A 12659-nucleotide genomic window follows, 5' to 3' on the forward strand; every position below is an offset into this window, starting at 1 on the left:
TCATTCACAGGAGAACTGCCATGCCCGTTACCACCCTCAAGAAAGACATCCAACTGTCCGAACTCGATGCATGGGGCACTGTCGCTGACCTCGGCTCCGAAATCCTCGAAGGTGAAGTCAAGGCCTTTGGAAAAATGACGTTTGGCGCCCCCACTGATCCAGTCAGCAGTGCTTATTTCGGCGCCACCCAAGGGAAGTTCCGCATGGTTTATCCGTTCGCCGAACAAGCCACCGTGGTCACTGGCGAGGTGGTTCTGACCGACGAGTCCACCGGCCAAAGTACTCGCTACAAGGTGGGTGACAGCTGGTTCGTGACCAAGGGCACGCCTGTGCTCTGGGAAGTGGTCAGCGAAAGCTTTGTGAAGCACTATTTCGCCGTCGTCTGATCGGTCTCGGCTGCCGGCACCCACTGGCAGCTTTTTGGGCAAAGGTGACTGACCATGTACGCCATCCCGGCTCAGGAAATTGCGGGCCATTGCCTGCAGGCTTTTACTCAAGTCGTTCCCGCCAGTCAGGCAGCGTTCTACTGTGTCGACCGACAATTGCAAGCGCATGACTTCCGGTTGCACTGCATGAGCGGTGAAATGCATCGTGACTATCTGGACAACTACCGCCAATTCGACCCATTGCAACCGCGCAATTGCCACTCCAGCGGGCTGGCCGTAGTGCCGCTGGGCTTCGCCATGGCCCAACAGCCTGCGCACGACAGTCGCCGCTATCGAGATTTCCTGCGACGTTACGGGGTGGTCGATGTGGTGGAGGTCGTCGCCCATCGCGCCGGGCAGCCTCAAGCAGCAATCTCGTTACTGCGCACGGCGGATCAAGGCACGTTCACCACCGATCAATTGGCTCAACTCAATGCCTTGCAATCATTGCTGCAGATGGCTGTCGCCAACATGCAGCCCTGTGATGACTCGTTGAATGGCCTGACACCCAAGGAACGCCAGATCGCGTTGTTGTTGCGCCAGGGAGCCAGTAATAAGCAGTTGGCCCGAGAACTGGACGTCGGCCTGCCCACCATCAAAACCCACTTGATCAACCTGTTCCGCAAGACGGGCGTGACCAGCCGAACCGAGCTGGTTGGCACGCTGTTTCTCTAAAACGCATCAACCATCTGGTTGATAGGCCACCCACCCTACGATAGGCATGATTCAGGTTGTTACTTCACGCACCTGGAGCCATGCGATGACTACACCCTCTGACTGGATCACTGTAGGCGCCCTCGCCGACGGTTTCGCCCCTGAGGCATTTATCCTGCCCAACCTGGCTGAACTTGATGGCAAGACCTTCATGCTGTACTTCGCCAACGGCTGGCAGATCGAGCATCGTTTTGAGGCTGAGTCTCTGAATTGGAGCGCCACCGATGGCCACTCCAGCGGGACTGCGACCTACAGAGCCACCTCCGTTCGCCCCGGTTTGTATCTGGTCGATTTCATTAAATACGAAGCCGGACAGGTTTTGTCGGTGAGCCTGGTGATGGATACCACGACGTCATCTTTCACTGCCGTGACTGGACGCATGCCGACCCAGGCGCAAACACAGGAAGGGCTATACAGTCGTGCACTGGCTGGCAAACCTCTGACTTCAGTTGACGTGGATTTCCTGCATGGCAGCCTTGATCGCCCGTGGCAGGCAGGCCAATGCCCCCACGCGCCGACCCATGAGCTGACCGGGTTGCGCAACCTGTATCGCTATAGCCCCAGCGAAGTCTACGAACACATCTATCTCAACGATCAGTTCTATTCCTGGCAATGCCTCAAGGGCGTCGAGCAAGGCCTATGCGACACCGACCGCTGCCACTATTACAAGATCGCCGATCAACTGTATCTGTTCGTCTGGCGTGAAAAGATCATTCCGACCCTGGGCCTGGTCTTGATCGACCTGCGGCAGCACCGCAGTGACGGCAAGATCTTCGGTTATGCCGGGGCGTCCTTTGAGACGCTGTCGAACTTTCCGGTCAGTTCTTACTGCCAGGTCCTCAACCGCACGGAGTATCCCGATGCCTGATTCACGCACCGTCGTCATCACGGGTGCCGGAACGGGCATCGGTGCCGCCTGCGCACGACTGTACGCCGCCGAGGGCGCCAACCTCGTGTTGATCGGCCGTCGTCCCGAGCCTTTGGAGCAAATAGCCCGGAAAACCGGCGGCCTGATTCTGGTCGGCGATGCAGCCTGCCCAGACACCTGGAAAGGTTTCGTTACACAGATTTTTGAGCGCTACGGGCGACTCGATGTGTTGCTGGCCTGTGCCGGCGGTCGTGGCATAGGCAACGCCACCCAGACCAGTCCTCAAACCTGGGAAGCCTCGTTGCGCAGCAATCTGGACAGCGCTTTCTACAGTGCCAGGGCTTGCCTGCCGCTGCTGATCGAACGTGCCGGCAACATCGTGCTGATCGGCTCCATAGCGTCGTTGGCCGCCGGCCCCGAAGTCTGCGGATACACGACCGCCAAGCACGCGTTGCTCGGGCTCAACCGCTCCCTGGCCAGGGACTACGGGCCCCACGGCGTGCGCGTGAACACTGTGTGTCCGGGGTGGGTCATCACCCCGATGGCAGACGAAGAAATGCGGCCCCTGATGCGTTTTTATGGCGATACGCTCCAGCAAGCCTATGACCGGGTTTGCGCCGACGTACCGTTGCGCCGACCTGCCAGCGCCGAAGAAATCGCGAAGGTTTGTCGCTTTCTGGCAAGCCCCGACGCCTCGATCATCACCGGCGCTATCGTAGTCGCCGACGGCGGTTCCAGCATCGTCGATGTGCCGACCCTGGCCTACGCTCACATGGAGACCGCGCATGCCTGAAGACTTTGATTTCACGGGGAAAACGGTACTGGTCACCGGTGGTGCGCAGGGAATCGGCCGGGCAATCGTCGAAGCTTTCGCGTTGCGCGGAGCCCGAGTGATGATCGCCGACCTGCGCCTGACTCAAGCCCGAACACTTGCCGCAGACCTGATTACACGAGCCTGCCAGGTCGAGGCCATGGACATTGATCTGGCCGATGCCACAGCGGTGTTCGCATTGGTTCAGGGGATAGAACGAAACTGGAGCCGTCTGGATATTGTGATTCACAATGCTGGCTACTTTCCGTTGACGCCCTTCGCCGAGATAACCTCTTCCATTCTCGATCGCACGCTGGCCGTGAACCTCTGCGCACTGTTTTGGTTGACCCAGGCAGCCTTGCCGATGTTTCAACGCCAGGGCGGTGGCTGTGTGTTGGTCACTTCGTCAGTTACGGGGCCCCGCGTAGCCTATCCGGGGCTTAGCCATTACGCGGCGTCGAAGGCCGGCGTCAACGGTTTTATTCGTAATGCCGCTCTGGAACTGGCCAGCCACCGTGTGCGTGTCAATGGAGTCGAGCCAGGAATGATTGCCACGCCAGCCATGGACAATCTGGGGGACGACCAGGTCAACGGCGACATTGCAAGTCGAGTGCCGTTGGGACGACTCGGTACAGCAAACGATATTGCCGGGGCCATGCTGTTTCTGGCGTCCGATCTGGCCGCTTACATCACGGGCCAGACGGTCGTGGTTGATGGTGGATCAACGTTGCCCGAAGTGTAGCTGCGAACCGGTGCCCGATTGCATAATCCCAGGCACTCCGCCCCGGCTTGCGCCTGAGAGCATTGACAGTGAATCGCTGAAGACGCGTGACAAGGCTGCAACGCGTTTGGCGTAAGCCTGGGGCGTTGCATAGATAAGCTCCACGTGCAGGCTGTCGACGATACCCAGATACGCGTCGCAGAACACCTCAAGTTGCTCCGGTCGTGCCGCCGCCCATTCATATCGGTGCTGCGCAGCGCGTTGGAAATACTGGCGAATCTGCGCCAGGTAAGCCTCGAATCCGGCCGTAATGACGGTCCGGATCTCCGCCGGAGGGAAGTAGGCCGTGCGCAAAAGAAATCGCAAGTGCGCCGACGCCTCATAACGCCCAATCAAACGTTCAAGGTGCGACTGTCCGGGCACGCCTGGGTGCATGCGCTCCTCTTCAAAACACGCCGAGACGTACTGATGCTCATGCTCGAGCGCGATAGTGAACACTGTCTCGAACAATTGATCCTTACTGCTGAAATGCGCATAAAGCGAAGCCTTGCGCATGCCCGCCCCGACTGCGATTTCGTTCAGGGAAGAAGCGTCGTAACCATGATCAGCAAAATGCTCGACGGCGACTGCACAAATGTTGGCGGCCGAAGGCGTAAGTGGTTTTGTCATGGCGTACCGCGGACTGAAAAACGCATGACTGACTCCGATACCCAACAAGCTCCCTACCGAAAGGCAGGAAGCCTGGCGAGCTTATTCAGGACCTTGTTCGACGTCAACTCATTAATAGATTAACGTTATTGACAGCGCCTCAAATGCCGTGATGGGCAAAAGGGTTCGGGCGATCTACGCGGCACCCACTGCCTGTTGCAGGTGAAGAGCCCGAAAATCCTTGGGTGACAGTTCAAATTGCTTTTTGAATGATCGACTGAAGTGAGCGGAATCGGTAAAGCCCCACTTGTAGGCGATTGAGGTGATCGACTCACTCTTCAGGAACGGATTAATCAAGTCGTCAGCACTGCGTTTGAGCCTTGCACGCTGGATGTAGCGGCAAACACTGTCGTCCTGCTCTTCAAACAAACGATACAAATGGCGAACCGAGATGTTCAAACGACTGGCCAGGCCCACGGGACTCAGGCCCGGTTGCGTCAGGGACTCATCGATAACTTTCTGCACATAGTTGCGCAGATTGTTGCCCTGCAAGGCCGGGGTACTTTCACCCCGCGCATCATCCGTTTCGAAGGCCGAACCCAGTAACGAGACAAAAGCCGATTGCATTGCCTGGCCCTCGACAATGGAGTCCTGGCCATCCAGCCCTTCCCGACACAGTTGGTCCATCAACACATGGAGCATCCGGCCACAGGCCTTGCTGGAAGAAATCTTGCCGAAAATGTTCGACCTGCTTCCCAGCTGCTTGCACACTTCGTTGCGTGAGAGTGACAGGGAGGCATGTTCGATCAGTCCAAACGGGCGCATCTCGATCGAACCTGTCGAGTCCATGAGCAATATATCGCCCGGGGCTAACTGAACGGCCTGGCCGTTCTGGGTGATCTGACAATAACCGCTGCGTTGGCTGACCAAAAAGCAATGCTGGTCATTGTCGTAATCAGCATTGGACCGGTCACGCTTGATCACCCCCGCATTGGTCCGCAGGTTTGCCAGCAACAGACCGCCCCGAGACAGGTTGGAAAGTTCGCCGATAAAGAGCGAACGGTTGTAGGCCAGTTCAGTGTCGAAATGACCACATGCTGCTCGCAGATCCCGAGTCCAGTTTTCCAACCCATGGTGCGCAGACTGATAAGTGCTCATGGCATCTCCACAATGGTTCTTGTTTTTGTCGGGCAATAGTTAACATGTTATCTATATGCACACAACAAGTACTTGATGCCCACTGTAGAAGCACTAATGATGCCAAATATGAGATCAGAACCCGCGCAACGCCCGCTGAAAACCCGCCAGGACGCTGAGCAGCTCTAAACGCTGCGAATCGCTAAACACGATGTAACGACGAAAGGCGGGCATCCGGTTGACCACCTCGCTACCGCCCATATGCTCAAGTCGCACGTGCCATTCGTGGTCGTTCAACTCGATGTGCAAGCGCTTGAAATCCAGCGCCATCAGCGATTGATGCAACGCTTTGTCTTCCTGCAGTCGGGCCCGGAGCCTGGCCAGCAAAGCAATTTCCCCGGCCCGTTGCCGAAACGTCAGCCCGGTGCGCCGGATCGACCCGCTGTGGTGCAGGTCGAAGCGAGCACTGCCCTCCTCTGAGGCAGGCACCTTGATCGAGAACTCGGTCATGACCAGGTGCATCAGCAACTGCGATTCAGTGCGCTCGACGATTTCGACCGCAAGGTCGATTTCTTCCAGAAAAAGCACGGCCCTGGCGGGGCCGGTGGCCGTAAAGCTCGCCAGGCCGAGGTTACGCCGCAGGTACTCAAGCGTTACCCCCGGTCTGTAACCGACCGGAGCACGTCGGGCACTGAATAACTCAGACAGTTTTTGCAGCATGGTCGAGATAACCGTTGTGATTGTTGCCAGGCTCATGGGAAAACTCCTTGGCCAGCACCTCTTCCACCGAAGCCGGCTTGAATGGATTGACCTTCTGCACCACCGTCGTCCAGAACAGCGCATACGCGGCTGTGCATCCGAGCATCACGCCGAACGGTATGTAGATGTCCGCAGGATTCATGCCGGGCGGCGTGATAAACCACATGCCCAGCAAGATGCCGACGCTGGAGAGAATCTGCGGCAGCGGGAAAAACGGCGAGCGATAGGCGCGGGGCAGATCCGGGCGGCGGATGCGCAGGATCACCACTGACAGCGTCACCAGCAGATAAGCGAAACTCCAGGCGCATACAGCGGCCAGCACCAGGGGCATGATGTTGTCGGCGTTGCCGCCCAGATACAACGCATGCAGGCAAGGGATCAGCATCACTACCAGAATGCACAGCAACGGCGTCTTGAAGCGCGGGTGCAGGTACGTGAAGACCTTGGGCAACGCGCCGTCGACCGCCATGCCGTACAGAATCCGTGGCACCCCGGCCATCAGCGTATTGATGGTCGCAGCCCCGGCAAACAGAAAGCCAATGCCCAGCCATACCGGACCGATATCCCCCATTACCTGCTGGGCGAACCTGGGGATCGCCATGGGTGTATCAAGCAGGTGCACACCGCTGGCGGCATCCAGCAACACGTTTTCCACCTGACGTTTCATTGCTGCACCGTAGATGAACATGCATGTCGCCACGCTGAGCAACCCCAGAATCATCGCCTTGGGCATGACCTTGGCCGACTGGCGCAGATCCGGTGCCAAGGGCGTGACGAACTCGCAGCCGACAAACATGAACATCGCCATGCCCACCAGCGATAAAATCGTGATCAAGTCTGTGCCCACCAGCGACTCACCGAACCAGCCCTCCAGTGGCACCGCCGGTGCAGCGATCAGACCCAGCACGCCAAACACCATCAACGTCGTCCACATGCCAAAGGTCAGGATGACCTCGGCCCGGCCGAACGCACTGACGCCGAAGATATTAAGTATCCCGAACACAATGACGAATCCCACCCCTAGCAACCACGAACCACCGGCGGATTCAGCCAGCGTGTTGAGGTGCTCGAAGTTCACCAGCGCCATCACGCCGGAAAGAATGGTTTCCGCAGTACCGGCGAACACATGGACAATCAGGTAGGCCGACAATGTGCCGGTAATGGCGAAGAAACGACCCATGCCGCAATTGATGTAGTCATAGACCGAGCCGGTGGTCGGCAGGATGGACGCGGCCTCGGCGAAGGTGGTCGCCTGGGCCAGCATCATCAGCACGGCGATCAGCATGGCCACTGCGAAGGCACTGCCGCCGATGCCAAAGCCCATGGTGGCGGTGAGTATCACCGGGCTGGCCATGATCAGGCCGACGGTGCTGGCAAGTGCTGTAGGGAAACCGATCGTGCCCCGGTTCAAATGCTCGGTGAGCCTGTCATTGATCGACATAGTGCGGATCCTCTAAAACGGATTTTTTTAATGGATGAATCGAGCCGTTCAAGGCGCTGGCGATAACGCCTTCCCCAGCCAGTCCACAATCGAAACGGCGCCCTGTGCAGAACCACTTTGCGCCCCTCCCACCCTGATCGTCTTGCCCATGCCTGCCGCCGGTTTTGTTGCTCCCTGCCAAGGTTAGGTGCGTGGCTGACAGGATCAATTATCTGGCACGCAGGAGAAAGCTTTCCCCCGCCCCGATCGCCCTAATAGGGGTTCGACCTATCGAGCTGTCCAATAAAAACGGGGGAATACAACCATGGAGCACACGCTGAAAACACAATCGCTGCCCAAGGCGGTCGGCCTGGGTATCGCGCTTCTGATCGCCGACTCATCGGCCCAGGCCTACGAGCTATATGCCGATAACGACACCCGAATCACGGGCAACTTCCTGGCGGTTTACGGGATGTTCAACAGTCGCAAGAACTATGACGGCACCAAGGGAGGGTCCAGTTGGCGCGAAGGTTTTATCAAGTATGGCTTGAGTGTCGAACAAACACTGGGCGGCTTGGGCAGCGTCTACGGCACGGCCAATCTGGTCAGTTCCGGCACCTGGGGCGATGGCGATGCGGCGGGCCTGACCGACGGAACGGAACGCACCACAAAATTCGATGAAGCCTTCGCCGGCTGGCGTTCCGGCGATTTATTCCCGGTACTTGGCAAAGATGGCGTGGACGTGTCGTTCGGTCGCCAGATCATTACCCTCGGTGACGGTTTCATCATCAACGATGACGGCCTGAACCTGGGCAAGGGTGTAGCGGACGGTGAATTCAACCGTGGCGGCACCTATTATCTGGCGGCGCGCCACGCCTTCGACGAGACGGCCGTCCTGCGTCTGGGCGGCAAGGAAGGCATTCACGGCAGCCTGATGTGGATCAAGTCGGACAACCGCACCCAGGCCAAGACCGAGATGGCCGCCGGCACCCTGGAATACACCACGACCCCCGGCACCCTGGGGCTGACCTATATCCACGGCATCAGCGTCGATGACCGTTTTGCCAGCGATTTCCAGAAGCAACGTGAAGGCATGAACATCTATAGCCTGCGGGGCGCTGGCAACGGCGGCATAGAGAACGCCCATTTTTCCTTCGAGTATGCCTGGCAAGACAAGGACGCGGGCCCGGAAAAGGCCTGGTACACCGAAGCCGGCTATACCTTTGCCGACCTGCCCTGGTCACCGGACCTGACGTACCGTTACAGCCGCTATTCGAAGGACTGGGATTCGATGTTCAACGGTTTCAACCGTGGCTATGGCACGTGGTTTCAGGGTGAAGTGGCCAGCAATTACGCGGGCCCGTTCAACAGCAACACCGGGATCCAGCATGTGGCACTCAAGGCCAGACCGCTGGAGCCCGTGACCCTTGGTGTGCTGTTTTTCGACTACAAGACCCTGCACAAGAGCGGTGCCTTGAATCTTGACGGCCAGGAACTGGATCTGTATGCCGAATGGGCGGTGAACGAACACCTAATAGTCACCCCACTGGTGGGGCTGTACAAACCGAAAAAAGATGAAAGCGACGGCGGTAATCAGGTGGGTGGCAATGGCACCAACGTCTACAGTCAGTTGACCGTGGCCGTCCCCTTCTGATCTTCTTCAGGAGCTGCCGGATGCAGCTCCTGAACAGGTTTACTGTTTATGTTGATGCAACATCGTCTGAATCTGATGAGTGGCCTGGCGGGTGTTTTCCGCCAGTTTGCGCACTTCATCGGCCACCACTGAAAAGCCGCGCCCCACCTCTCCCGCTCTAGCCGCTTCGATCGCAGCGTTCAAGGCCAAAAGATTGGTCTGGTCGGCGATGCCTTTGATGACACCGACCACTGTCGCAATCTGGCCATAGGTCGCCTGATTTTGCTCAAGCATTTGATGATGGGTCGCCTTGGCCGATCGCTCATCGCTGATGTCGCGTACCGCGCCGATCACTCGCGTCAGACGCCCCGACTGATCGCGCACAGCACGCCCCCTTTCGCGGCACCAGATATAGTCACGGGTCTTGTGGCGCATCCGGTATTCAAACACGTACTCGCCACTGCCTTGGGTCCTGAGAATTTCCTGCTCGAAGACCGCCATGATTTTTGGCAGATCATCCGGATGCGTGATGCTGACCTGAGCATCCCAGCCGTCGGGCAATTCGTGGGAGGTATAGCCCATCAGCAGGCGAAACTGATTGGAAAACCGCATGCTACTGGCCGGGTCCTGGACGTCGCCGTTGACCACGGTGATGTCCCAGCAGCCTTCGGTGAGCGTTGACTGCAAGAGTTCCCATATCTGCGCCTCTTGCTGATGTTGACGGGCCCGCAAAGCGTGTTGGGCCAACTCGTCTTCAAGGTGTTGTTCGCGATGCCGAGCCTGTTCCAATTGCTGGCGAAGCGTTTCAAGCGTTTGTTCGCTGCGCTCCAGCCGCGCGGCCTGGTCTTGCGCCAACTCTGCGGCCAGCAATGACTGCTGCGCCCATTGGGCTTTTTCCTGTGTGAACCGCTCCAGTTGCAAAGCTTCAAGGCGTGCTTGCTGCTGTGTGTGTTTCTTGAAGAACATCAGCCTGTCCTTTGTTCATCGAATCGAAACACAGGATCTGATTGCAAGCGGACAGCAATTGCTTGTACCAGGCTGCTACCTCGCTTGCCCCTGGCTGCCATGCGTCAAAACGGCGCCCTGCCCGACCGGCGCCGTCAACAATGGATGGGCTATCAGCAACGGCTGATCAGTTGCTTTAACACCGCTTTAAAGGTGTCAATCTGTTCCGGGCTGAAATCAGCGAACACCTTGTCCTGCTGCTCCCGGGCAATCGCCCACAAGTCTTCGGTCTGCTCGATACCGGCAGCAGTCAGGCGCACGCGGCTGTCATCGTCATTTACCAGCCCTTTGCGCTTGAGATTGGCCACGGCCTCGTCGATTTCCCGGACGGGCATCGCAACCTCCCGCAATAGATCGTTCACGCTCAAACCGGCGTCGCTCTCTAGCACCATCAGCATTCGCGCCTCGCTGGTACGCAGCCCGGTGGACAATTGCCGCGGCTGGTAACTGGACTGATAAGCCCGCACCGCCTGGGTCATCAGGTAGTACAGGTTATGGCTGAGACGCCCCTGAAAATGACTGCTCGGCGGCTGGCTTTCGTCGCGTTTGGTCATGCGGGTGTGCGGCAGGACCATGGAGTAGGCCCCTTGGTGATAGAGCAACGGTGAGCGGCCGAAATCGTCGAAGGCCACGACCTTTCCGATCATGATCCAGTGATCACCACCGTCTACCTGCTGGTATTTCTCGCAGTGAAAACGCGCCGAACAATCGGCGAAAACCGGTGAGCCTCCCTGACCCGATTCGAATTCGATCTCGGCGAAGCGATCCTCCTTGGGACGGGCGAAATTGTTGGAGAGGTCGATCTGGTCCGCCGCCAGTACGTTGACCGCAAAATGACTGGCCTGCTCGAACACCTCGTGGCTGTTGGACCGTTTGTCGATGCTCCAGAGCACCAGCGGCGGATCGAGGGACACGGAGTTGAAGCTGTTGGCCGTGACGCCGACCTTGCGCCCAGAGGCGGTGGCGGCAGTGACCACCGTCACTCCGGTGGCAAAATTACCCAATGCCCGGCGAAACGCCCGGGGGTCGAAGGTCGTTTCAGTGGTTGCGCAAGCGCTGTTCTGAGACATGCAAGACTCCTGAACTGCTTCCGGGAGCAGTCCTGATTGTTGTTATGGGGTTTTTGTGACGGTCTGGCTTAAATCATGCTCGGATCGGGTTCCAGGCCCATCAGTTCACGGCCGAGGATCTGCGCGCACACGTCGTAGTCGGTATAGGCGTGGGCACCGGTCATGTGCGAATCGCGGAACAGACGCTGCATTTCGTTGTGCTCGAACCATGCATTGCCGCCAGCGGCCTCAAACAGACGATCCACCGCCTGAATGCACATCTTGGTCGCGTAAGCCTGGTTAGTGCGCCAGAACGCCAGGGTTTCACGGCTCGGATAGCGCTGCTGCTCACTGTGCTCGGCGTGCTCCTGCCAGGTCTTTTCGAGAAAGGCGCGGGCGGCCGCCACCTGATGCGTCGACTCGGCAAGGCGCATCAACGCCGGGGTCGCTGCACCAACCGCTGCACCGGTATAAGCGCGCACGCGGGTTTTGGTTTTCTCGCGGAAGACCTCAAGCATCCGCTCGGCCACGCCCAGGCTCACGGTGGAGAAGCCGCTGGCAAAGTAGGGACGGTACGGCGAGTAGAATATCTTGCTGTCCGGGTACAGGCCGAAACCTGCGGACTTGCCTTCCATCATGTCCTTGGCTTTCTGGATCCGGTGTTCGGGCACCCGCACGTTGTCGATGATCAAGGTCTTGGTGCCGCTGCCCTTCATGCCAGCCGCAAACCAGTCGTCACGGATCTGATAGTCGCTGCGAGGCAGAACCGCGAAGCAATAGTCCTGGGTGCCCTCGGCGTTTTTGCGGCGGAAACCGACAATCGCCCACTCGGCGTGATCGCAACCGCTGCTCCAGCCCATTTCACCGCTGAACAACACGCCGCCTTCGGTCTCTTGCGTGCGGCCGAACGGCGCGATGCTGCTGCTGGCAGTGGCGTCTGGGTCAGTGCCCCATACTTCCTGCTGCAATCTGGCCGAGAACATCGCCAATTGATGGCTGTGGGTACAGAGCAGGCTCATGGCCCATGCCGTGCTGGCACAGGAGCCCGCGAGCAAGGCAATGCAATCGGCAAATTGAGGCAGTGATATTTCCATGCCGCCGAACTTCCTGGGCTGGAAAGCACGGTGCATGCCGATGCTTTTGAGCAACGCAATGTTCTCGTCGGGGACCTTGCGGTTTTGCTCTGCCTCAACGGCATTGGCAGCGATGGTCGGCAAAATGGACTTGAGGTCTTCAAGGAGCGGGTTTGGCTTTTTCATGGACGGCCCTGCTTATTATTGGAATTCCGGTCGCCCTTGAGAATCGAGGAGCGGCGCCGGATGCAGGGCCAGTATGCGGCGAGGGTTCCGGCTGGAAAATGCACCTTACAAAGCCAAGATTGTACTTTTCACAGACCATGCCAACGCCTCCTGCAATTGATCTGGCAGTCACAGACATGACACCCGGCAGCCACAGTCAAGTCGGTATAG

The 12659-nt window shown here is 58.3% G+C and carries 13 protein-coding genes; 6 read left to right on the top strand and 7 right to left on the bottom strand.

The window, feature by feature from the left end:
• Positions 1 to 20 precede the first annotated feature (20 nt).
• From ACP7B0_RS03405 to ACP7B0_RS03425, 5 genes are all read left to right on the top strand, one after another.
• On the top strand, positions 21 to 386 hold the full coding sequence (locus ACP7B0_RS03405) for a cupin domain-containing protein (RefSeq protein ID WP_426139502.1): 366 nt from the start codon (positions 21 to 23) through the stop codon (positions 384 to 386).
• 54 nt (positions 387 to 440) lie between these two features.
• Positions 441 to 1100, top strand: a complete 660-nt coding sequence (locus ACP7B0_RS03410; protein WP_426139503.1) for a helix-turn-helix transcriptional regulator — start codon at positions 441 to 443, stop codon at positions 1098 to 1100.
• Positions 1101 to 1185: 85 nt separating this feature from the next.
• The gene (locus tag ACP7B0_RS03415) at positions 1186 to 2007 is read left to right on the top strand and encodes a molybdenum cofactor biosynthesis F family protein (protein WP_426139504.1); all 822 of its coding nucleotides are present in this window, start codon (positions 1186 to 1188) and stop codon (positions 2005 to 2007) included.
• On the top strand, positions 2000 to 2800 hold the full coding sequence (locus ACP7B0_RS03420; RefSeq protein ID WP_426139505.1) for an SDR family NAD(P)-dependent oxidoreductase: 801 nt from the start codon (positions 2000 to 2002) through the stop codon (positions 2798 to 2800). The genes ACP7B0_RS03415 and ACP7B0_RS03420 overlap by 8 nt, the downstream gene beginning before the upstream one ends.
• Positions 2793 to 3560, top strand: a complete 768-nt coding sequence (locus tag ACP7B0_RS03425) for an SDR family oxidoreductase (protein ID WP_426139506.1) — start codon at positions 2793 to 2795, stop codon at positions 3558 to 3560. Before ACP7B0_RS03420 ends, ACP7B0_RS03425 begins: the two co-directional genes overlap by 8 nt.
• Here ACP7B0_RS03425 and ACP7B0_RS03430 read toward each other — a convergent pair.
• The 4 genes from ACP7B0_RS03430 to ACP7B0_RS03445 form a co-directional block, all read right to left on the bottom strand.
• Entirely contained in the window at positions 3540 to 4208 is a 669-nt protein-coding gene (locus tag ACP7B0_RS03430; protein ID WP_426139507.1) for a TetR/AcrR family transcriptional regulator, read from the bottom strand. The genes ACP7B0_RS03425 and ACP7B0_RS03430 overlap by 21 nt on opposite strands.
• A gap of 174 nt (positions 4209 to 4382) precedes the next feature.
• Positions 4383 to 5345, bottom strand: coding sequence for a transcriptional regulator FeaR (gene feaR, locus ACP7B0_RS03435; RefSeq protein WP_426139508.1), 963 nt, complete (start codon positions 5343 to 5345; stop codon positions 4383 to 4385).
• A 114-nt stretch (positions 5346 to 5459) separates the two neighbouring features.
• Positions 5460 to 6044, bottom strand: a complete 585-nt coding sequence (locus ACP7B0_RS03440; protein ID WP_426140051.1) for a DUF3156 family protein — start codon at positions 6042 to 6044, stop codon at positions 5460 to 5462.
• Positions 6025 to 7524, bottom strand: a complete 1500-nt coding sequence (locus tag ACP7B0_RS03445; RefSeq protein WP_426139509.1) for an APC family permease — start codon at positions 7522 to 7524, stop codon at positions 6025 to 6027. Before ACP7B0_RS03445 ends, ACP7B0_RS03440 begins: the two co-directional genes overlap by 20 nt.
• A 304-nt stretch (positions 7525 to 7828) precedes the next feature.
• On the opposite strand from ACP7B0_RS03445, the gene ACP7B0_RS03450 reads away from it, so the two are divergent.
• Entirely contained in the window at positions 7829 to 9157 is a 1329-nt protein-coding gene (locus ACP7B0_RS03450) for a hypothetical protein (RefSeq protein WP_426139510.1), read from the top strand.
• Between the two features lie 39 nt (positions 9158 to 9196).
• On the opposite strand, the gene ACP7B0_RS03455 is transcribed toward ACP7B0_RS03450, so the two are convergent.
• The 3 genes from ACP7B0_RS03455 to ACP7B0_RS03465 all read right to left on the bottom strand — a co-directional run bounded on the left by ACP7B0_RS03455 (position 9197) and on the right by ACP7B0_RS03465 (position 12449).
• Complete coding sequence (locus ACP7B0_RS03455) at positions 9197 to 10102, bottom strand: methyl-accepting chemotaxis protein (protein WP_426139511.1); 906 nt, start codon at positions 10100 to 10102, stop codon at positions 9197 to 9199.
• A 152-nt stretch (positions 10103 to 10254) separates the two neighbouring features.
• Positions 10255 to 11211: a p-hydroxyphenylacetate 3-hydroxylase reductase component gene (locus ACP7B0_RS03460; protein ID WP_426139512.1), complete on the bottom strand. Its 957-nt coding sequence runs from the start codon at positions 11209 to 11211 to the stop codon at positions 10255 to 10257.
• 68 nt (positions 11212 to 11279) lie between these two features.
• A complete protein-coding gene (locus ACP7B0_RS03465; RefSeq protein WP_426139513.1) occupies positions 11280 to 12449 on the bottom strand; it encodes a p-hydroxyphenylacetate 3-hydroxylase oxygenase component in 1170 nt (389 codons plus the stop codon).
• Positions 12450 to 12659 lie beyond the last annotated feature (210 nt).

The sequence above is a fragment of the Pseudomonas sp. DWP3-1-2 genome (assembly GCF_049896285.1).
In the GTDB taxonomy this organism is placed as follows: Bacteria; Pseudomonadota; Gammaproteobacteria; order Pseudomonadales; family Pseudomonadaceae; genus Aquipseudomonas.